The sequence below is a fragment of the Streptomyces sp. NPDC006733 genome (genome assembly GCF_040636125.1).
Lineage (GTDB): Bacteria > Actinomycetota > Actinomycetes > Streptomycetales > Streptomycetaceae > Actinacidiphila.
Window position 1 is genome coordinate 1 of record NZ_JBEYJD010000019.1, and the last position, 19938, is coordinate 19938.

The following is a 19938-nucleotide window of genomic DNA, read 5'->3' on the forward strand; positions in this document are numbered from 1 at the left end:
GGGTGGCGGGGGGGGGGGGGCGCCGGCGGGGGGGGGGCCCCCTCCCCGGGTGGGGGGGGCCCCGGCCCCCCCCCCCCGCCCCGCCCGGGGCGGGGCCCCGGGCCTCGGCTAGCCCACGGCGCGCTTGAGCAGCGCGGCGATCCGCTCTTCGACTTCCGGCGTCACCTCGGTCAGCGCGAAGCCGGCCGGCCACATGGGCCCGTCGTCCAGCTGCGCCTGGTCGCTGAAGCCGAGCGTGGCATAGCGCGCCTTGAACTTCTCGGCGCTCTGGAAGAAGCAGACGATCTTTCCGGCGTCGGTGGCGTACGAGGGCATTCCGTACCAGAGCTTGGGGGCCAGGGCCGGGGCGCTGGCCTTGACGACGGCGTGGATCCGTTCGGCCATGATCCGGTCCGAGTCCTGCATCTCGGCGATCTTCTCGACGACGTCCTGCTCCGCCTGGGCCGCCTTCTCCGCCGCGGTGGTGCGCCGGCCGGTGGCCTTCGTCTCCTTGGCGCGGTCCTTCATCGCGGCCCGCTCCTCGGCCGTGAATCCCTCGTGCTTGGCATGTTCAGCGCTGGTCATGTCTCCCCCTTGCCGTCGTGGTGATCGGCCGCCCTACCGGCCTTGATCAACGTGATCGCATCCTCTCCAACCGGGGCGCGGACCGCTACCTCAATGATCGCAAAATCCGCGACGCGGGCTGCGGGACACCCGATTGCCGCACGGCGTGGGGTCAGGCCGCGTACGGGAACGTCGAGTAGGTCAGATAGCCCGCGTCGCCGCCTTGGAAGTACGTGGCTTCGTCGACGGGCGCGATGGGAAGCCCGGCCCGCAGCCGCTCGACCAGGTCGGGGTTGGCGAGAAAGGCGCGGCCGAAGCTGATGAGGTCGGCGCCCAGGCCGAGCCAGTGGTCGGCGCTGTCCTTACCCGTCTGCTTCGGCCCCATCGGCAGCACCGGGTTCATGATGAGGGTGCCCGGCCATGCCCGGCGCAGGGCGACGAGCGACTCCTCGTCCAGGGTGGCTTCGAGGTGCACGTAGGCCAGGTCCAGGGGGGCCAGTTCGCTCAGCAGCGCGGTGTAGAGCTCGAGGACGTCGGCCTCCTCGACCCCCCAGAACGTGCCGCCCGGGGAGAGCCGGATGCCGGTCCTATCCCCGCCGACGGCCTCGACGGTGGCGGTGACGGCCTCGACGGCGAACCGGATGCGATGGGCGATCGGGCCGCCGTAGCGGTCCGTGCGCAGGTTGGCGTTGGACGACAGGAACTGCGAGATCAGGTAGCCGTTGGCGCCGTGCAGTTCGACTCCGTCGAAGCCTGCCTCGACGGCGCGGCCGGCGGCCCGGGCGTAGGAGTGCGCGTGGTCGGGAACCTCGGCCAGGTCCAGCGCGCGCGGGGTCGGCGCGGGCTGGGGGCCGGTCGCCGTGAACACGTCGCCGACGGCGGGGACGGCGGAGGGCCCGACCGGCTGCAGGCCGGTAGTGTCGTGATGCGAGACCCGGCCGCCGTGCATGAGTTGAGCGAAGATCCGGCCGCCGTTGGCGTGCACGGCGGCGGTCACCGGGCGCCATGCCGCGACCTGCTCGTCCGTGTGCAGGCCCGGGGTGCCGGGATTGGACTGCCCGATCACGCTCGGCTGCACGCCCTCGCTCACGATCAGTCCGGCGGTGGCCCGCTGTGCGTAGTAGGCCGCCATCGAAGGCGTCGCCAGTCCGCCGGCGGCGGCGCGGACCCGGGTCATCGGGGCCATGACCACGCGGTTGGGCAGCGTCAGGCCGCCGACTCGGTGGCTGGTGAAGAGACTTGTCATGTCAGGAGTCCTTCGCGATCCGCAGCGCCCGTCCGTCGGGCACTGCGGCTACGCTAAAACCTCACACTGACGTCAGAGGCAAGGGTCTGTGACGCAGAACTCAGCCGGGAGGGCCTTGTGCGGATCGGGGAGCTCGCGTCGCGCGCCGGAGTCAGCGTTCGGTCCGTGCGGTACTACGAGGAGCAGGGGCTGCTCTCCAGCACCCGCAGCCCCAGCGGGCAGCGGCACTACACCGAGGAGGAGGTCGAGCGGGTCGCCTTCATCCAGCGGCTGTACACCGCGGGGCTGTCCAGCCGCACGATTGCCGAGCTGCTGCCGTGCGTCGATGCGCCCAGCGAGGAGAACTCCGACTCCGCGCTGGAGCGGATGGCGCTGGAGCGCGAGCGGCTGTCCCTGCACATCGACGACCTTGTGCGGACCCGGGACAAACTCGACGAGCTGATGGCCACCGCCCGGGCGCACCGGGAGCGCTTGAGGAGTGCGACGGCTCACCGGTGAGGGCGGACGGACCCCGGACGGGCGCTCAGAAGGTGCGGGCCGGCAGCGGGAGCGGGAGTCCGGGCAGGCCGTCGATGCTCTGCGCGATGTGCTCCTTCTTGGCGAAGTACGCGCTGAGCGAGGCGTCGTCCTCGCGCCCGAAGCGCTTCGCGTGCAGGTCGCGGTCCTCGTCGTACGACATGAAGGGCACGTTGTAGCCGCAGGTGTCGCGGACCAGTTCGGCCGTGACCACGATGATGGCCCGCAGTCCGTGCGGCGTGGGGTCGATGTCCGGGAAATGGGCGAGCAGATCCTGGAACCGCGGGTCGTCGCGGAGGACCACGTCACCCTGGCCGTGCACCCGGACGATGTTGGGCGGCCCCTGGAAGGCGCACCACATCAGGGTTATCCGCCCGTTCTCCCGCAGATGGGCGATGGTCTCGGCGTTGCTGCCGGCGAAGTCGAGGTAGGCGATCCGCTGCTCGTCGAGCACGGCGAAGGAGCCCTTGAGGCCCTTGGGGGAGAGGTTGATGGTGCCGTCGCCGGCCAGCGGGGCGGTCGCGGTGAAGAACATGGGCTGCGCCTCGATGAAAGTGCGCAGTCGGCCGTCGATACGTTCATAAGTCTTTCCCATGTCTAAGGATTATGCACGCAAGTCTTTCGTCCGTCTAACGAGTACGCGGGCGGGGTGCGCCGGACCTGGGTGGACGGCGGCCTGGTTGCCGGTCGCGGTTGAGCCGACGCTGGGATCACCGCCCGCACCGCGCAGGCCGCACCACCCTGGCACGACGAACAGGACCTTCCGTGACCTCCTTCGACACCACCGACCCCGCCGTGCTCGAACAGCTCCGGCGCCGTTCCGCCGATCCGCACCGGCGCATCGTGTTCGCCGACGCGACGATCGTCACCATGGACCCCGGCCCGGGCGTCCTGAACCACGCCGATCTGCTGGTCGAGGGCGACACGATCACCGCGGTCGGTCCCGAGCTGCGGCGGGACGGCGCGGTGGCGGTCGACGCGCGCGGCACCGTCCTGGCGCCGGGCTTCGTCGACACCCATCGCCACGCCTGGCAGACCCAACTGCGCAGGACCATGCCGGACGTCGACGACCTCGGCGGATACGTGCGCTCCACGCTGGCCGGCCACGCCACCGTCCACCGGCCGCAGGACATGTACGTCGGCACCCGGCTGGCCGCCCTCACCGCCATCGACAGCGGCATCACCTGCATGCTCGACTTCTCGCACAACTCCCGCACGGCCGAGCACTCCGACGCGGCGGTCCAAGCCCTCGTCGACACCGGGATCCGCGCGGTGCACGCCTCCATGGGCCCGCACTTCGGTGCCTGGGACCAGCAGTGGCCGGGTGACCTCACCCGGCCGCCGGTCCGTCCCCGGTCCGTCCGCTCCGGGATGTCGCCGACGGCAAGCGCTCCTACCGTTCCCCCGGCCGCACCAGCGTGCAGGCGCCATCGCGGCACGAGCGCTCCAACCGGCCCTGGGAGACGCTCCCGATCAGGGAGACCGCCCAGCAGGTCGGGCAACCGCGCAGGGGCACCAGGCCCAGCGCGCAGATCAGCAGCGCCGCCGGGCCGAGGGACGGCGTCAGCGCGATGCCGGCACCGATCAGGGCGAGTCCGAGCAGGCCGCGCAGCAGTTGGCGCGCGACGGACTCGTCCGTGGCTCCCCGACCGTCGGCGTGCCCCGCGCGGGTCGCCTTCGTCGCCGTCACGCTCCTTCTCCTGCGGTCGTGTCGCCGGTGGGTGCGCCGTCGACCGGCCGCAGCGCGTCGCGCAGCGCGGCGCGGGCCCGGTGCAGCCGTGACTTCATCGCCGCGTCGCTCAGGCCCAGCGAGCGGGCCACCAGCCGCCCCGGCAGCCCTTGCACGTCGCGCATGACCAGCACGCGACGCTGCTCCGCGGGCAGTGCGCTGATCGCGGACGCGACCAGCTGGGCCTCCAGTCGCTGGAGCGCCGCCTCCTCCGCCGACGGCGCGGTCCCGGGCGGCGGCTCGTCGTTGCGGTGGGCGAGCAGCCGCAGGTGCCGCAGGCACTCGTTGCGCACGATCCGGAACATCCACGAGGCCAGCGCGCCGCCGGCCCGCAGCGTGCCGATCTTCCGGTACAGGATGATCAGCGCCTCCTGGGCCGCGTCCTCCGCGTCCTGGGCGCTGGAGCACAACGACCCGGCGAACCGGCGCACATGCGGGTGCGCGCCCTCCACCACCGCGGTCAGCGAGGCCACATCGCCCTCCTGCGCGGCCTTGACCAGCGCCTCGTCCGGCCAGGACACCGATCGTGTCATCACACTCCCTCCCCGCCGCGCCCGCCCCTGCGGGACCGGCCGCTCAGCCATTGTTCCCGCGGCGCCGCCGCAGGAAGACGAACCCGCACCCGCACACCATCGCCGCTGTCACCACGACCGCGATCACCGTTGTCATCAGGACTTCCCTTCCTGTCGCATCGACCAGGACGGTCGGTGCGGGGATAGGAGTGCCGCCGGCACGGAAAGGATTCACCCCCGGTGCGCGCGGCCTCGCGGCCTCGGTGCGGCGGGCGGGAGCGCCGGCCCGGCGGCGCGGCGTCCGCGGGCCTGCTGCCGGTCAGCGCACCGGGACGTCGCTAGAGTCGGCCGACATGACCGTCGCTCGCTCCCTCGCTCTGTTCGCCGTCGCCGCGCTCTTCGAGATCGGCGGGGCCTGGCTGGTCTGGCAGGGCATCCGCGAGAGCAAGGGCTGGATCTGGATCGGCGCGGGCGTCATCGCCCTCGGCCTGTACGGCGCGGTCGCCACGCTGCAGTCCGACGACCACTTCGGACGGATCCTCGCCGCCTACGGCGGGATCTTCGTCGCCGGGTCGATCGCCTGGGGCATGGTCGCCGACGGCTACCGCCCCGACCGCTACGACGTCATCGGCGCGCTGGTCTGCCTCACGGGCATGGCCGTGATCATGTACGCCCCGCGCAGCCACTGATCCGTCCACCGCCCGTCTCGGCGACCGCACCTGCCCAAGGCCCCAGTGCCTCAGCGGCACAGCGATACGGCGCGGGGGGACCCGCCCGCCGTCCCGCGCGTGGCCGGACGCGGGTGGTGCCGGCGTCCCGGGGCGCCGGCGCCACCCCGGGGGAGGCGGGAGGCTCAGCCGGTGGTGTAGGCGCCGGCGAGGATGTCCTCGATCAGCGTCGGGCCGGTGGGCTCCCAGGAGAGCAACTCGCGGGTGAGGTCGCTGGAGCCGGTCATGGTCTGGCCGAAGAAGTGGCCGACGACGCCGAAGTGCTCCGCCGCGTCCGCGGGGTCGATCGAGGTCACGGGCAGGTCGAGCGCCGTGCCGAGCGCCTGGGCGATCGTCTTGGTGGTGACCGCCTGCTCGGCGATCGCGTGCATGCGGGTGCCGGCCGGGGCGTACTGCAGGCCGAGGCGGATCAGCCGTGCCGCGTCCGAGACGTGGACGGCGGACCACTCGCTGGTGCCGTCCCCGACGTAACCGGAGACGCCCCGCTTGCGTGCGGCGGCGGTGAGCCAGTTGACGAAGCCCCAGTCGTCGCGTCCGTGCACGCTCGGCGCGAAGCGCACCGCGATCGCGCGGATGCCGCGGGAGGCGGCCTCGAGGGTGAGGTTCTCCGAGCCGCCGCGGTCCGCGCCCGGACCGACCTCGGGTGAGGCGTCGGTCTCGCGCGCCGGGCGGCCCGTCACGAGGCCGGAGAGCCCGTTGGCGATGACGAACGGCTTGGTCGAGCCCTCGAGTGCGGTCAGGATCGCCTCCACGGCGGCGCGCTCGACGCGGTCGTTGCCTTCCGCGTCGGCCCAGTCGTGCTTGTTGGCGAGGTGGACGACCGCGTCGGCGGCGCTCGCGCCCGCCCGGAAGGAGGCGGGGTCGTCGAGATCGCCGCGCTGGACCTGCGCCCCCTTGGCTGCGAGCTTCGCCGCCGAGGCGTCGGAGCGGGCGAGGCCGAGGACCTCGTGGCCGGAACGGAGCAGTTCGTCGACCGTGGCCGACCCGATCCAGCCGGTGGAACCTGTCACGAAGACGCGCATGGCGCGGTCTCCTTTCTGCCCTGACGGGCACGGTGCCGGCCCTGCCGACACATACGAGTCACTGTGCACCGAAACTAACAGAAGCGGTGCACGGTGTCCAGAAATTAGCGCAGGCCGGGCCCGCCGTAGTCGGTCAGGCGGTCACGCCACACCGTGTGCGGATGCGGGTCGGCCAGGACGATCCCGTCGTGCATCGAGAACTCGATCCACACCCGGGGGCCGTCGATCCGCACGTACCGCGCGCGCCGAGATAGCCCTGCGGGAAGTTCGACCCGTTCGCCGCCGTGGCCGCGGTGTAGGGCTGGAACAGGTCGGCGCGCCGATCGGCGTCGAGGGTGTCGGCGAAGGCGTGTGCCAGGCTCGCCACGGAGCCCGGTACGAGGGCGTGGGATTTATTAATGTGCATAGTGTCTCGTAATTTAGGATCAGCGAGACACGGTGTCCAGTAGGAGGGTGGGATGGTGAGCGAGCACGGCAAAGTCGGCCGCCCGCGCAGCGAGCAGGCCCGGGCGGCGATCCTGCACGCCGTCGACGACCTCGTCGTCGAGCTGGGATACGGCGCGGTCACCCTCAAAGGCATCGCCCAGCGCGCGGGCGTCTCCCGCCAGACCGTCTACCGCTGGTGGACCACCAAGGCCGAGATCCTGCTGGAAGCGAGCGCGACCGACGCCCTGCAGGAACTGGACGTCCCCGCGCACGACGACCCCGCCGACGACCTCACCGCCTACCTCCAGGCGCTGATCGCCTTTCTGACCACCTCCGACGCCGGCGCCGCCTACCGCGCGCTCATCGGCGAGGCCCAGCACGACCAGGCCGTCCGTGACCTGCTGAGCGGCACCGACCCGATCGGGTCGAGCGCGGCGGCCGTCATCGGCCGCGCCCTGCCCGGCGACGCACTGACGATCCCGATGCCCCAGGCCACCGCCCAGCTGGTCGGGACGGTCTTCTTCTGGATCCTCAGCGGCCGGCCAGCTGGTGCCCTCGATCCGCGCGAGCTGGCAGCCGACTTCCTGCGCCGCGCGGCCGCCCCGCCCACCCGGCCCTGAGCGGGCGGGCACCGGGGGTGGACGGGGGAGAAGCGCGGGATCTCCACCCCCGCCTCCACCCGTGGGTCCAGGTGCGGAGCGCCCGATCACAGCAGCATTGAGGGCATGACAACAACCGAGTGGATCACCGACATCGCCCTCATCCTCGTCGTCTTCCGGCAACTGCGGGAAGGCCGGATCGACCTCAAGACCTTCCTGATCCCGCTGGGGATCGTGGCCTTCGTGGCCAACTCCTACCTCGACACCATTCCCACCGCCGGCAACGACCTGGTGCTGATCGGCGCCCTGGTGGCGGTGGGGGCCGCGCTCGGCATCGCCGGCGGCGTCTACACCCGGATCCGGAGGGTCGGCGAGCACACGCTGATCAAGGCCGGCGCGGTGTCCGCGATTCTGTGGGTCGTCGGCATGGGAGCACGCATGGGCTTCCAGATGTGGGCCGAGCACGGCGGCGGCGCCGAGGACGTCGCCCGGTTCAGCATCGCGCACCACATCACCGGCGATCAGGCCTGGGTGGCGGCGTTCGTACTGATGGCCCTGACCGAAGTGGTCACACGGCTGGCCACGATCTTCCTCCGCAGCCGGACCGGGACGGTGACCCACGCCGCACCCGCCTTCGACCGCGCGGCCTGACCGTGCGATATGTTCGGCCCGTGTCCGCGACCGGCAGCGCCCCGCCCCCTGAGAAGGCTCCGGCCCAGGGGGCGGACCCGCGGCCGATCCCCGGCGAGGACGCGCGGGTGCAGTGGGCGCTGGGCGTCGCGGTCATCGTCTCCGGCATCCTGACGATCCGGCCCATGGGTCTCAGCGGCCTGGGCCTGGTTGTCACTGTGCTCTTCGTCATCAACTCCGCGGCGCTGCTGGCGCGGGCCCGGCCCGAAGAGAAGGTGTCCCAGCGCCTGGCCATCGTCTGGCTGTCCGTCGGCGTTGTCGCGGCGGCCGCCCTGATCGGCGCCGCCCGCAGCGGTACGAGCCATCTCTTCGCCTTCTTCTTCGCCGGTCACATCGGATACCGGCTCGGGACCAGACCGGCCCTCGTCCTCGCCGGGATCTGCAGCCTGCTGTGCGGCGGTGTCCTGTACTTCCGCCTCGGCCCGGGACACCACCTGCTGCCCTGGGCACTGGGCCTCGCCACCGGTGCGCCGGTCCTGGTCGGCATCGTCAACCGCGGCCAGCGCCGCATGGTGCTGACGCGGATCGCGGCGGCCGAGTCGGCCGAACGCGCCGCCCGGGCCGAGGCCCAGAGCGCGGTGCTGACCGAGCGCAGCCGGATCGCCCGGGACGTGCACGACGTGCTGGCGCACTCGCTGGCCGGGATCAACATGCAGCTGGAGTTGGCCGACGCCCTGCTCGACTCGGGAGACCTGGAGAGAGTCCGCGAGGCCAACAACAAGGCCCACTCCCTGGTCAAGGAGAGCCTGAAACAGGCGCAGTGGACCGTGCACGCGCTGCGCGAGGACGCGTTGCCGCTGCTGGAGAGCCTGACGGCGATGCTGGAGTCGTCGGGCCACCGCGACGTGCTCACCGTCCACGGCACCGACCGCGAGGTGCCGGTCCAGGTGACCCAGAACCTGTTGCGGATCGCCCAGGAGGCGCTGACCAACGCCGCCCGGCACGCTCCGGGCGGAGATGTCGCCGTAGAGCTGACGTTCACGGCCTCGTCGACCACACTGAGGATCCGCAACCGCCCCGCCACCCGAGCGGTGAACGCGGGTGTCGGTAGCGGGATGGGGCTGATCGGAATGCGCGAGCGCGTCGCCCTGTTGGGCGGAAAGGTCACCGCCGGCCCGGTTACCGAAGGACCGGACCAGGGTGGTTGGCAGGTGGAGGCAGTGATCCCGGGATGAGTGAACCGACCGAGAAGCCACAGCGGTTGCGGGTGGTCGTCGCCGACGACCAGGCCGCCGTCCGGGAGCCGCTCGCCGCGGTGCTGGCGCTGGCCGAGGACATCGACGTCGTGGCGAGCGCCGCCGACGGCAGCCAGGTGCTGGCGGCGGTCGCCGCCGGGCCGGTGGACGTCGTGCTGATGGACCTGCGCATGCCCGTGATGGACGGGATCGAGGCAACGCGGCGGCTGAGCGAGGAGCACCCGCAGGTGGCGGTGGTCGTGCTGACCACCTTCGCCGACGACACCTCGATCCTGGGCGCGCTGAGCGCGGGGGCCCGCGGCTACCTGACGAAGAACGCGGGACGTCAGGACATCACCCGGGCCATCCGGGCCGCCGCCGCCGGCCAGTCCGTGCTCGACCGCGAGGTCCAGGACCGGCTGCTGGCCACCGTCAGGACCAAGGCCCCGGTCGGCGGACAGCCGCTGCCCCAGGACCTCACGCCCCGCGAACGCGAGGTGCTCGCGCTGATCGGGCAGGGCCTGCCCAACCGGGGCATCGCGGAGAAGCTCTTCATCAGCGAGGCCACCGTCAAGACCCACATCAACAACCTGTTCGCCAAGGCGGACATCCGCGACCGGGCCGACGCCGTCCGCCGCGCCATAGAGGCAGGTCTGACGTGACGTGGCCCGGGGCGATCTGACCTGCGCGCGGGCGCCGATGCGGCTGCCGCACCGGTCGCCTGCTCAGAAGCTGTCTTACGTTTTGTGAGTGGGTCCGAGCCGGTCATTCGTAGGATCGAGGAGACCGAGGGGTTGCGGATGTGGCCCAGAAGCTGTTCCCGTGCTGAAGGCTGTCGACACTTGGCCGCCCGGAGCCCCGCGACGACTTGACCGCTGGTCGGGATACGCGATGCGATCACTTCGTAGGACAGTGCCGGCGAGGTCGTCTGCGGGAAGGCCGTGGGGGAATGGCCCTGCTGCACGGATTGAGGCGCCGCGGCCGCCGCCTTGCGCGCGATCGATTTCGTGTACGTCATGGCCACGTTACCCACGGACCTGCGACAGGCCGCCGCCCGCCTCGGCCCGAACGCCCAAGGCCTCACCGACCCACACTTGTACCTGGCCGGCCACTTCGCCACCCGCGTCGACTTCTGCCAGCAGTCAGCTCAATGCCAACTCTGCATCGTCAGTTGGTGGGACTGAAAACCTGATCTGGACGCTGTCGGGACATCGAAACAGCGCAGATCGGCGGGACGGCTACAGCCTGCTGTTCAGTGCCCACGGAGTCCGCAGTCGGCGCGGTAGGGCACTGCGCCTTCCGCGATCGCCCCGAAAGGCGGCGTCCTTGATGCGCGGCCGCTGTCCGTGCTCCACCAGGTCCAGCAGGAACGGAGTAGCTGTGTAGGCGGCCGGGAAGACCATGCCGCTGTGATCATGGATGACCCCATTGGCCAGCCCGCTGGCGGCAGCGGTGATCTGGTGGTACGTAGTCCCTGCTGCCAGCTTCTTGAGGTTCTCGGCAATCCGCTCGGGACGGGAGTAGGGATCGTCGGGCAAGGCGGGTAGCGCCGACCAGTCCACGGCATCCACGGCATCTGCGAACACGGCGACATTGTTCCGCCAGGCGCGCTGCAGGTCCACTCGATGGAGGAGCCGGGGAACCGTGCGACTGGCTCAGCCGAACCCTGGGAAACGATCACTGGAAGCGTGGGAAGCCCGCTGCCTTCCGTGAACGAACCCCCTGTTCACCGACTTCCGTCGGTGCCCCATCCAGTCCGACGTGGCCTCGCAGATGTTTCGGCAGCGAGGTGTCCCGTCGCACCGAACCGTAAGCGAATCTCACCGAAGCCTGACGGAGCGTGGGTCGTGCATGGTTGTCAGGCGATCGTTGGTTGCCGCGTGATTTGCGAAGGCGACTTCGTCGACGCGTCGGGGCTGGAGCTGGACACAGCCTTCCGGCAGCGCGCGAGCGGCCCCTGCCACGGGCGTACGCATCGCCGGTGCCGCGGAGGGACCCAAGGCAGTGCTGCGCAACTGGCCACCGGAGGGCGAGGAAGCGACGACGCCGTGACGCGCCGCCGCCTCCCGGCGGCCACGCCTACTGCGTTGTGATGCGCAGGACCCCGGTGGTCGTCCCCTGCAGGACCACGCGTCCCGGCGCGATGGTGCCGGCCATCTGCAGCGTGTCGAAGATGAAACCGGCCCCCAGCGACGCCGTCCGGACGACCTTGCCGCTCTCCGGGTCGACCTCCCCGTAGGAGTACGGGTCGAGGATCGAGGTGGTGTTGGTACCCGGGATCACCGGGTTGCGGATCACGGTGTGGATCAGCCCGTCACCGGTGGACAGGCGCGGCACCGCCGCGGAGCGCACCTTGTTGTCCCACTTCAGGTCGCAGCCCGAGCCGTCCGCCCGCACGTCGACGCGCGACAGGCCGCCGGAGAAGTCACCGGACGCGGGCACGCTCGTGCCCGCGTCGTCGGGCAGCTTCGGGTAGGGGTAGCCGTAGGTGCTGGCGACGAAGACGGAGTTCCCGGCCGCGATCGGGGAGTTCTCGCTGCCGCTGCCGCCCGCCTTGAGCACGGGCACCGAGCAGATCTGCTCGCCGGTGGCCGCCCGGTAGACCAGCAGGCTCACAGTCGGCGCCGCGTTGTCCACGATGGTGACGTAGTCGGTTCCGGTGGCGGGGCCGAAGAACGTCGGCGTCGATCCGGTGCCCCAACTGAGCTGGCCGGGCTTGCGGCCCGGGCCCCGGTCGTACGCCTGGCGCCAGGCGACGCGCGGGGTGCCGTCGGCCGCCGCGGTCAGCAGGTAGGTGGCGTGGGTGGTGGAGACGGCGGTACCGAGGGGGGAGGTGGAGATCGAGTTGGCCACCTTCTCGCCGGCGGGCAGCGCCAGCGAGCGCACCGCACCGGTCCGGTCGTCGGCCGTGCCGACGACACCGCCGCCCGTGGCGAACCAGACCCGGCCCTGCCAGTCCGGGGAGAGCCCGGTCACCGCGTCACCGTCCGGCACCGCGCCCGTCAGCGAAAGCGCGCTGTCGACGGACAATTCCCACGCGCCGGAGGCGGTGCGCCGGTGGGCGATCCGCAGCAAGGTGCGCTCACCGTCGACGGCCACCAGACGATCGCGGTTGTCGAGATAGGCGTAGACCCCGCCGAGCAGCGACCCCTTGGCGATCGGCAGTTCAGCGAGCGACGCGCCGGTCGCCGGGTCGAGCAGGTGGACGGTCGGGGTCAGTCCGAAGATCGTGGTGCAGAGCGCGACAGGGAAGCCGTCCCCGCCGACCAGCACGGTCGGGCAGGCCGAGGCCAGCGCCGTCCGGTGCGAGGCCAGCGCCCCGGCGCCCGGACCCGGCAGCGGGGTAGCGTCGGACGAACCGGTGTCACCGTGCATGGTGGCCGTGCCGTCCGGGCCCGCATACGGGTTGTGCGGCGGCAGCGGCGCGTACGAGGCAGCGGCCTGCGCCGGCGTGGCGCCGGTCAGGGCGAGCAGGGCAGCGGCGGAGAGCAGCGCGAAGCGCATGGAGGATCCCGTCCGTGGGGGTGAGAGAGAACAGAGCAGCGCGACAGCGCGGTGCACTCCGCCCGACAGGACGAGAACAGCCCGGCTCAGCCGGGCGGGTGACCGCGCTCAGAAGGAGACGCGGCGACAGATCGCGGAACACGCGTGAGCCAGGTCGACGGCAAGTCGACGGCTCAGGTACACGTGGCGATCCATGCGGGTCATCGTGGCGTAGTGACTCTCCGTCTCACAAGTGCCGTCTCACCCTGCGGGCGGGAGCGAGAGGCGCACACGTCCGCCGTTCCGCCGCACCCTGGACAGCGGGGAGCGGCCCGGTCAGGGTCGTATCCGTGAGGACCCCACGGCGCGTCGCGCTGCGCCCGTACACCCCAGCCGATCAGACGGCCGTTCTCCGCCTGATCGACGCCGACCGCCTCGCCGGCCAGCCTCCGGCCACCCCCGCAATGCTCACCCAGGCGCTGAACGGTCACTCGCCGGTGGACGCGCAGTGGTGGGCCGCCCTGGAGGAGCCTGCCACCGAGGTCGCCGTGGACGAGACGGGGGCTGTCACGGGGGTGGTGTCGTACGCCCTTCGGCGCCAGGACGACACAGGACTGATCCTGTGGCTGCACTGCGCGGAGGATCCGCCGACCGCCGGCGCGTTGGTCCAGCACGCGGTGGCCGCGCTGGCGCCGCGCACCGTCCAGGCGTTCCAGATCGCCTCCGCGCTGTCCTTGGGGCTGGAGGCCCTGCCGGTGCGGAACCGGGGGGCCACCGACGAGGCGTTGCGGCGGGCGGGGTTCGCGGGGGAGCGGCTGTGGCGCTACATGCTCGCCCCCCTGCCCGCCCACGGCCTGCCCCGCGCCCCTCACGTCCACGTCCGACCCGTCGACGACTCCGCCCGGAAGGCCTGCCGCCTCGAGATCCACAGCGGCCCCGTCGTGGTCGCCGAGGCGCTGGTGGGCGAGCCCGTACACGGCATCGGCGTCCTGTGGTGGATCGCCGTGACCGAATCCTCACGGGGCCAGGGGTTGGGACGTGCCCTGCTCGGCTCCGCCCTGGACGTCCTGGCCGGACTGGGCGCCACGGAGGCGATCCTGTACGTCGATGACGACGCGCCCGCGGGAGACGCCCGGGACCGCACCGCAGCGAACCGCCTCTACGAGTCGGCGGGCTTCCGCGAGATCGACCGGCTCCACTCGTACACACGCACGCCGTAGCGGGTGTCGCGTGGGGCCGTTGCGCTGTGGGCGGCCGTGCTTACATGCCGGGCATGCCCGCGCCGGGCACGTCGACTCTGGTGGCGTCCGCGCCCCAGGTCATGGACCGGGGACGCTCGACTGTGCGGCCATGCCCCGGTCGTACTCCGTGCGGGCGGTCTGGACCTCCTCGATGTGGCACTCGGCCCACGCCTTGATCGCGGCCATCACCGGCAGCAGGCTGCGGCCGAGCGGGGTGAGTTCGTAGTCCACCCGGACCGGCACCGAGGGCGTCACCGTGCGGGTGAGCAGGCCGTCGCGCTGCAGGGTGCGCAGTGTCTGGGTGAGCATCTTCTGGCTGACCCCGGCGATGATCCGGTTCAGGTCGCGGTACCGCAGGGGGCCGTCGGCCAGCGCGTTCAGCACCAGGCTCACCCACTTGTCGCTGATGCGGTCCAGCAACTGCCGGGCCGGGCAGGCGGCGAGGTAGGCGTCGTAGGCGATGCGCCCGTCGGAGCGGCGCTGGTCGGCGGTGCGGGTGGCCATGGCACTCCCAGGTCGGGTACGCACTTCCAGGTACGTACTTCCTGATGGAGAGTAACGCCCCATAGGTTCGCGGACATGAGAGCTGTGATAGTTCGTTCCTTCGGCGGCCCGGACGTCCTCGAGGTGGAGGAGGTCCCCGTACCGGAGGCAGGTTCCGGCCAGATCCGGATCCGCGTCGCTGCCGCCGCCGTCAACCCCGTGGATCTCCAGACCCGCTCCGGCGCGCTCACCGCCGGCGGCGTGCTCCCTCCGCGCGAGGTCCTCGGGATCGGCTGGGATGTCGCCGGCACCGTCGAGGCGCTGGGGCCGCAGGTCACCGGGTTCCGGCGCGGTGACGCGGTGATCGGGCTGTCGGACCGGCTGGCGCTGCCGCTCAAGGCGCAGGCCGAGTACGTGGTGCTGGACGCGGACGCGGTCGCGTCGGTGCCGGCCGGCACCGACCTGGTGGCCGCGGCGACCCTGCCCCTGGGCGGACTCACCGCCGCGCAGGCACTCGATGCCGCCGGGGCCGGGCCCGGCGACACGTTGCTGGTCACCGGCGCGGCGGGAGCGGTGGGCGGCTACGCGGTGCAACTCGCCGCGGCCGCCGGGGTACGGGTGGTCGCGGTCGCGGGCGCCGGTGACGAGGAGGTGGTGCGCGATCTGGGCGCGGAGTTCTTCGTGCCGCGCACGGCGGACCTGCCCGCCGCGGTCCGCGCCGCGGTGCCCGGCGGGGTGCACGCCGCCGTCGACGCGGCGTCCGTGGGCATGCTCGCGCTGGACGCGGTACGCGGTGGGGGTGCGTTGGTCAGCGTGCTGGGCAACGCGCCGACGCCGCTGCGCGGCATCCGGGTGAGCAATGTGTGGATCCGCGCGGACGGCCCCCGCCTCGCCGCGTTGGCCGCCGCCGGGCTGCGTCCCCGGGTCGCCGGCGTCCTGCCGCTGCACGAGGTGGCCGAAGCGCACCGCAGGTTGGCGGCGGGTGGGCTGCGTGGCCGCCTGGTACTGGTGCCCTGATGCCGCATGATGGGCCGGGCCGAACGGTTCATTCCAGACAGCTCGCGTCCGGTATCCGGGACCCGTGCCGACGCGCACGCTTCCGCACGACCGGTGATTACACCGATGCCGCCACACCGTCGGCGCCCCCACGGTGGGGGCGCCAACGAACACGGCGCCGCCCGGTCGAACCTCGGTCCCGGGCGGCGGCGCCCCCCACCGACGTGAGGATCCCTCCGTGTACCGTCACGCTTCGTCCCGCCCCGTTCTCGGAGCCTGCCTGGCCGCCGTGCTGGCGGCGGGCGGCCTTCTGGGTACGAACCTCGCGCCCGACGCCCGCGCGGCCGCCGACAACCCCTACGAGCGGGGCCCGGCACCGACCGTCGCCAGCATCGAGGCCGTACGCGGCTCCTACGCCGTCTCGCAGAGCACCGTCGCCCGCTTGAGCGTGTCGGGCTTCGGCGGCGGCACCGTGTACTACCCGACGTCGACCGCAGACGGCACCTTCGCCGCGCTCGCCGTCGCGCCGGGGTTCACGGCGACCCAGTCGAGCCTCGCCTGGCTGGGGCCGCGGCTCGCCTCGCAGGGCTTCGTGGTGTTCACCATCGACACCCTGACCACCCTCGATCAGCCCGACAGCCGGGGGCGGCAACTCCTGGCGGCGCTCGACTACCTGACGCGCACCAGCTCGGTCCGCAACCGCATCGACGCCACCCGGCTGGGCGTGATGGGCCACTCGATGGGCGGCGGCGGCACTCTGGAGGCCGCCAAGGCCCGCACCTCGCTGAAGGCGGCGATCCCGCTGACCGGCTGGAACCTCGATGCGACCTGGCCCGAGGTACGGACACCGACGCTGGTGGTCGGTGCGGAGAACGACACCATCGCCCCCGTGGCCACCCACTCCGAGCCGTTCTACCAGACGCTGCCCAGCACGCTGGACAAGGCGTACCTGGAGCTGAACAACGCCGACCACCTGGCGCCGAACACGCCCAACACCACGATCGCGAAGTACAGCATCTCCTGGCTGAAGCGGTTCCTGGACAACGACACCCGCTACGAGCAGTTCCTGTGCCCGCTGCCGACGCGGAGCTCGACCATCGAGGAGTACCGGGGCAACTGCCCGCACACCTCCTGAGGCCGGCCACCACCCCCGGGGTCCGCTGTCCGTGGTCGCCACCGTCGTCGGCCACGGACAGCGGCCGCGGGACGCCGAGACCGCCGACGTCGCCTGCAAGCGGCAGCAGAACGTGGTCGGTGTGTGGGTCACCGTCGATGCCGCCCACCAGCGGCAGGACATCGCACGGAAGGCGGCAGCGCTTGCCGTGATCCGGTCCGACATCGCGCTGCGCCGGCGCAGCGCCGCGACGGCTTCGGCAAGGCCCCTCCGACGGGCAGGTGGGCGTCACGCCGTCCGCGACGACGCAGGTTCCGTGCCGGGCCGCGGCCTCGCGCGGGCGTCACGCCGCGCTGTGCGGCCGTGGCCCCATCCCGGCGAACAGGGCGTTGAGGAGCCGGTCGATGTAGTCGTGGGTCAGCGGCTCCTGTGTGATGAGGAGTTGGAAGTACAGGGGACCGGACAGGACCGCCATCGCCAGGTCCAGGTCGAAGTCGGGCGCCAGTTGGCCCTGCTCCCGGGCCCTCTCCAGCCGGGCGACGGTCTTGCGCGCCTGGGGGGCGATGAAGCGCTCGTTGAGCGCGGCGGCGACCTGCGGGTCCTGTTGGGCCTCGCCGACCAGGGCCTGGAACAGCTGCCGGAATTCGGGCCCGGCCAGGTGGTCGACGGCCGAGTAGATCTGCGTGCGCAGGTCGGCGAGGATGTCGCCGGTGTCGGGGTAGTCCAGCTCCGACGCGTGCAGCGACAGCAGCGAGTCCAGCAGCAGGGCCCCCTTGGACGACCAGCGGCGGTAGATCGTGTGCTTGCCGGCGCCGGCGCGGGCCGCGATCGCCTCGATGCTGAGCTTGGCGTAACCGATCTCCTGGCCCAACTGCAGCGTCGTCCGCATGATGGCCTCGGTGAGGTCGGCGCCGCGACGGGCGCGCGCTGTGGTCATGCGCCCACCTTAACTGCACGGCACGTGCCGTGCTTGACATCGGTGATCGGTCTTCGGCACGCTGGATATCGGCACGATACGTGCCGTTCTGTTGACGGGGCGTCAGAACGGCGCCCGCTGCGGGGCCCGGCGCTCCGTCCCCGCAGCACGCCCGGCCGTCCCGCGCCGAAAGGAACCGAGCCATGACGCGACCCGTGCCCGCCGACCCCACCGTGGTGCACCCCATGCCCGAGCAGCCGCGCGTGGTGCTGCTGAAACCGCTGGTCACCTCACCGCTGATCGAGGTCGGCGAGTTCACCTACTACGACGACCCGGACGACCCGACCGCGTTCGAGACCCGCAACGTCCTCTACCACTACGGACCCGACAAGCTGGTCATCGGCAAGTTCTGCGCCCTGGGGGAGGGGACGCGGTTCATCATGAACGGCGCCAACCACCGCATGGACGGCCCCTCGACGTTCCCGTTCCCCATTATGGGCGGTTCCTGGGCCGAGCACTTCGACCTGATCACGGACCTGCCGCGGCGCGGTGACACCGTCGTCGGCAACGACGTGTGGTTCGGCTACCGGACCTTGGTGATGCCGGGAGTCCGCATCGGCCACGGCGCGATCATCGCCTCGGGCGCGGTCGTCGTGGACGACGTCCCCGACTACGGCATCGTCGGCGGCAACCCCGCGAAGCTCATCCGCCGCCGCTACAGCGACGCCGACATCGACCGCCTGCTCGCACTGGCTTGGTGGGACTGGCCCCTGCCCCATCTCACCGAGCACCTCCGCACGATCATGTCCGGCAGCATCGACGACCTGCAGAACGCGGCGCCCGTCCCCCCGCGCGACTGACCCGTTCCCCCGCCTTCCGCACTGGAAGCGAGCCACCGGCGTGCTCGCGCCCTCCTGCGCTTTTTGGTCGAACGCTGCGGCTTCACCATGCCGGCCTTCGCATACGGCGTCAGCGAAGGGTGGCCCCTCGACGCCTGGGCCCAGGAGCGGGCGCGGACGAGGAGCTCGCGTCTCACCTCGCCGCGGCGATCCCCGATGGGACAGCACCTGCGGCGGTTCCGCGGCGACGACTACTTCGCGCTCGGCCTGACGAGCATCACCGGACGCACGGGCGAGATGCGCCGCGACGAGAGGGCGTCCTGCGGGTTCAGCGTGGAGGGCACCGCCCTCAAAGCGCCACCTCTGAGGGGCCCGGCCCTCGTCGGTTCGCCGGTCACAGCATCAGCTCGATGGCCCGGCCGAGCGTGCCGAGGACGAAGAGGGCGACGACGACCATGATGATGATGATCGGCATCCTGCCCCAGCCGCGGCTGAGGGGCTCGTGCTCCGGGCCGTCCAGGCAGGACACCCCGGACTCCGCCGGTGGGGTCTGGCCGGGCTGCTGCTGGGCGTCCTCGGGGACGCCCAGCCCTTCGTCGGGCAGGTGCGGGTTGGCCGTGCCGGGATGGATGCTCATCGGGCAGCCCTTCAGATCGGGCGAGCGGGTCCTTCCTCCCGATGGTACCCGCCTAAATCAGTACAAAACGGAACTACTGGTGGTCGAAGAGCAGGAACTGGCGGCACGCAGCGTGCGCATGTTCAGACAAGCGCCCTCCCGGGCGCGGCCGGAGCCACTTCCTGCGCGATCTCGCGCGCCAGGCGGCCGAAGAGCTCGATCGCCCGGTTGCCGCTGTCGGAGCGCCACATCAGGCCGTAACCGAGCGGAGCGTCCCCGTCCACCGGGACATAGGCGACGCCGGGTCGGCCGTGGTAGACGGCGATGTGGGCCCCGGACAGCAGGGCGCCCTGGCCGCCCGCGACGAGGGTCAGCGCCTCCTGGAAGTTGGTGACGGACGGACCCTGCGCGATCGGCCTGCCGCTGGGGGTGCGCGAGGGCAGCCGATGCTCCCGCCAGTACTCCGGGATGTCTCCCTCGATCGTCAGCAATGGCACCCGGGTCAGGTCCTCGAGCGTCACCGAGGTCAGTGCGGCCAGCGGATGCCCGGTCGCGACCGCCAGTACCCTGCCCTCGACCAGCAGCGTCGGGCCGCGGGTCAAGTCGTCCTCCCGCATCGGAAAATCGGCCAACTGCAGGTCGAAATCTCCGCTGCGCAGCATTCCGTACGGATCGCAGAGCGGCACCTCGCACACCTCGACGGCGAGTTCGGGATGGACGGCGCGCAGCCGCACCGCCGTCCTCATCACCACCTCCCCGGCCAGGGACGTGGAGAAGCCGACGTGCAGGGTCCCTTCGACGCCGCGCGCCGCGGCGACGGCGCGCGCCAGGGCGTCCTCCATGCCGCGGTAGTGCGGTGCGAGGTCGTCCCGCAGCCGGCGGCCCAGGCCGGTGAGGGCGACCCGCCGGCTCGTGCGCGTGAACAGCGGCGCTCCGACGCGGCGCTCGAGTTTCTGGATGAGCTGACTCACCCGGGCGCGGGACAGGCGCAGGCGGGCGGCGGTGCGGCCGAAATGCAGTTCTTCGGCGAGCGCGAGAAAGCATGCGAGTTCGGTCTGGTCCAC

The 19938-nt window shown here is 71.9% G+C and carries 24 protein-coding genes and 1 pseudogene; 12 read left to right on the plus strand and 13 right to left on the minus strand.

Annotated elements, in window-relative coordinates; all coding sequences use genetic code 11:
- Positions 1-108 precede the first annotated feature (108 nt).
- Both ABZ721_RS18295 and ABZ721_RS18300 read right to left on the minus strand, forming a co-directional pair.
- Complete coding sequence (locus tag ABZ721_RS18295; protein WP_358789639.1) at positions 109-564, minus strand: hypothetical protein; 456 nt, start codon at positions 562-564, stop codon at positions 109-111.
- A 151-nt stretch (positions 565-715) separates the two neighbouring features.
- Entirely contained in the window at positions 716-1789 is a 1074-nt protein-coding gene (locus tag ABZ721_RS18300; protein ID WP_358789640.1) for an alkene reductase, read from the minus strand.
- A 117-nt stretch (positions 1790-1906) separates the two neighbouring features.
- On the opposite strand from ABZ721_RS18300, the gene ABZ721_RS18305 reads away from it, so the two are divergent.
- A complete protein-coding gene (locus ABZ721_RS18305) occupies positions 1907-2287 on the plus strand; it encodes a MerR family transcriptional regulator (protein ID WP_358789641.1) in 381 nt (126 codons plus the stop codon).
- Between the two features lie 25 nt (positions 2288-2312).
- Here the strand turns inward: ABZ721_RS18305 and ABZ721_RS18310 are convergent, their stop codons facing one another.
- Positions 2313-2900 (minus strand): pyridoxamine 5'-phosphate oxidase family protein, encoded by a 588-nt coding sequence (locus ABZ721_RS18310; protein WP_358789642.1) that lies wholly within the window; start codon positions 2898-2900, stop codon positions 2313-2315.
- A 458-nt stretch (positions 2901-3358) separates the two neighbouring features.
- Here ABZ721_RS18310 and ABZ721_RS18315 point away from each other — a divergent pair.
- Positions 3359-3535, plus strand: a pseudogene (locus ABZ721_RS18315) (amidohydrolase); the annotation flags it as partial.
- 163 nt (positions 3536-3698) lie between these two features.
- On the opposite strand, the gene ABZ721_RS18320 reads toward ABZ721_RS18315, so the two are convergent.
- Positions 3699-3995, minus strand: a complete 297-nt coding sequence (locus ABZ721_RS18320; protein ID WP_358789643.1) for a hypothetical protein — start codon at positions 3993-3995, stop codon at positions 3699-3701.
- A complete protein-coding gene (locus tag ABZ721_RS18325) occupies positions 3992-4567 on the minus strand; it encodes an RNA polymerase sigma factor (protein ID WP_358789644.1) in 576 nt (191 codons plus the stop codon). The genes ABZ721_RS18320 and ABZ721_RS18325 overlap by 4 nt, the downstream gene beginning before the upstream one ends.
- A gap of 332 nt (positions 4568-4899) precedes the next feature.
- Between ABZ721_RS18325 and ABZ721_RS18330 the strand changes: the two genes are divergently transcribed.
- The gene (locus tag ABZ721_RS18330) at positions 4900-5235 is read left to right on the plus strand and encodes a YnfA family protein (protein ID WP_358789645.1); all 336 of its coding nucleotides are present in this window, start codon (positions 4900-4902) and stop codon (positions 5233-5235) included.
- Positions 5236-5399: 164 nt separating this feature from the next.
- On the opposite strand, the gene ABZ721_RS18335 is transcribed toward ABZ721_RS18330, so the two are convergent.
- Both ABZ721_RS18335 and ABZ721_RS18340 read right to left on the minus strand, forming a co-directional pair.
- Positions 5400-6296 (minus strand): SDR family oxidoreductase, encoded by an 897-nt coding sequence (locus ABZ721_RS18335; protein WP_358789646.1) that lies wholly within the window; start codon positions 6294-6296, stop codon positions 5400-5402.
- A 104-nt stretch (positions 6297-6400) separates the two neighbouring features.
- Positions 6401-6529 (minus strand): DUF3500 domain-containing protein, encoded by a 129-nt coding sequence (locus ABZ721_RS18340; RefSeq protein WP_358789647.1) that lies wholly within the window; start codon positions 6527-6529, stop codon positions 6401-6403.
- Positions 6530-6754: 225 nt separating this feature from the next.
- On the opposite strand from ABZ721_RS18340, the gene ABZ721_RS18345 reads away from it, so the two are divergent.
- From ABZ721_RS18345 to ABZ721_RS18365, 5 genes are all read left to right on the plus strand, one after another.
- Positions 6755-7342, plus strand: a complete 588-nt coding sequence (locus tag ABZ721_RS18345; RefSeq protein ID WP_358789648.1) for a TetR/AcrR family transcriptional regulator — start codon at positions 6755-6757, stop codon at positions 7340-7342.
- Positions 7343-7447: 105 nt separating this feature from the next.
- Complete coding sequence (locus tag ABZ721_RS18350; RefSeq protein ID WP_358789649.1) at positions 7448-7972, plus strand: hypothetical protein; 525 nt, start codon at positions 7448-7450, stop codon at positions 7970-7972.
- A 107-nt stretch (positions 7973-8079) separates the two neighbouring features.
- Complete coding sequence (locus tag ABZ721_RS18355; RefSeq protein ID WP_358789765.1) at positions 8080-9186, plus strand: histidine kinase; 1107 nt, start codon at positions 8080-8082, stop codon at positions 9184-9186.
- Positions 9183-9848: a response regulator transcription factor gene (locus ABZ721_RS18360; protein ID WP_358789650.1), complete on the plus strand. Its 666-nt coding sequence runs from the start codon at positions 9183-9185 to the stop codon at positions 9846-9848. Before ABZ721_RS18355 ends, ABZ721_RS18360 begins: the two co-directional genes overlap by 4 nt.
- 354 nt (positions 9849-10202) lie before the next feature.
- A complete protein-coding gene (locus tag ABZ721_RS18365; RefSeq protein WP_358789651.1) occupies positions 10203-10370 on the plus strand; it encodes a hypothetical protein in 168 nt (55 codons plus the stop codon).
- A gap of 54 nt (positions 10371-10424) precedes the next feature.
- Here ABZ721_RS18365 and ABZ721_RS18370 read toward each other — a convergent pair whose 3' ends face one another.
- Together ABZ721_RS18370 and ABZ721_RS18375 are read right to left on the minus strand one after the other, a co-directional pair.
- Complete coding sequence (locus tag ABZ721_RS18370; protein WP_358789652.1) at positions 10425-10808, minus strand: hypothetical protein; 384 nt, start codon at positions 10806-10808, stop codon at positions 10425-10427.
- 457 nt (positions 10809-11265) lie between these two features.
- The gene (locus ABZ721_RS18375) at positions 11266-12690 is read right to left on the minus strand and encodes a hypothetical protein (protein WP_358789653.1); all 1425 of its coding nucleotides are present in this window, start codon (positions 12688-12690) and stop codon (positions 11266-11268) included.
- 329 nt (positions 12691-13019) lie between these two features.
- Between ABZ721_RS18375 and ABZ721_RS18380 the strand changes: the two genes are divergently transcribed.
- Entirely contained in the window at positions 13020-13889 is an 870-nt protein-coding gene (locus tag ABZ721_RS18380) for a GNAT family N-acetyltransferase (protein WP_358789654.1), read from the plus strand.
- Between the two features lie 99 nt (positions 13890-13988).
- On the opposite strand, the gene ABZ721_RS18385 is transcribed toward ABZ721_RS18380, so the two are convergent.
- Complete coding sequence (locus ABZ721_RS18385) at positions 13989-14414, minus strand: helix-turn-helix domain-containing protein (protein ID WP_358789655.1); 426 nt, start codon at positions 14412-14414, stop codon at positions 13989-13991.
- Positions 14415-14489: 75 nt separating this feature from the next.
- On the opposite strand from ABZ721_RS18385, the gene ABZ721_RS18390 reads away from it, so the two are divergent.
- Both ABZ721_RS18390 and ABZ721_RS18395 read left to right on the plus strand, forming a co-directional pair.
- Positions 14490-15410 carry an NADP-dependent oxidoreductase gene (locus tag ABZ721_RS18390; protein ID WP_358789656.1) on the plus strand — a complete coding sequence of 307 codons (921 nt, stop codon included), beginning with the start codon at positions 14490-14492 and terminating at the stop codon, positions 15408-15410.
- A 268-nt stretch (positions 15411-15678) separates the two neighbouring features.
- Entirely contained in the window at positions 15679-16524 is an 846-nt protein-coding gene (locus tag ABZ721_RS18395; RefSeq protein WP_358789766.1) for an alpha/beta hydrolase, read from the plus strand.
- Positions 16525-16846: 322 nt separating this feature from the next.
- Here ABZ721_RS18395 and ABZ721_RS18400 read toward each other — a convergent pair whose 3' ends face one another.
- Entirely contained in the window at positions 16847-17440 is a 594-nt protein-coding gene (locus tag ABZ721_RS18400; protein WP_358789657.1) for a TetR/AcrR family transcriptional regulator, read from the minus strand.
- A 182-nt stretch (positions 17441-17622) separates the two neighbouring features.
- On the opposite strand from ABZ721_RS18400, the gene ABZ721_RS18405 reads away from it, so the two are divergent.
- Complete coding sequence (locus ABZ721_RS18405; RefSeq protein WP_358789658.1) at positions 17623-18279, plus strand: CatB-related O-acetyltransferase; 657 nt, start codon at positions 17623-17625, stop codon at positions 18277-18279.
- 373 nt (positions 18280-18652) lie between these two features.
- Here ABZ721_RS18405 and ABZ721_RS18410 read toward each other — a convergent pair whose 3' ends face one another.
- Complete coding sequence (locus tag ABZ721_RS18410; RefSeq protein WP_358789659.1) at positions 18653-18895, minus strand: DUF6480 family protein; 243 nt, start codon at positions 18893-18895, stop codon at positions 18653-18655.
- Between the two features lie 122 nt (positions 18896-19017).
- Complete coding sequence (locus ABZ721_RS18415; protein WP_358789660.1) at positions 19018-19938, minus strand: LysR family transcriptional regulator; 921 nt, start codon at positions 19936-19938, stop codon at positions 19018-19020.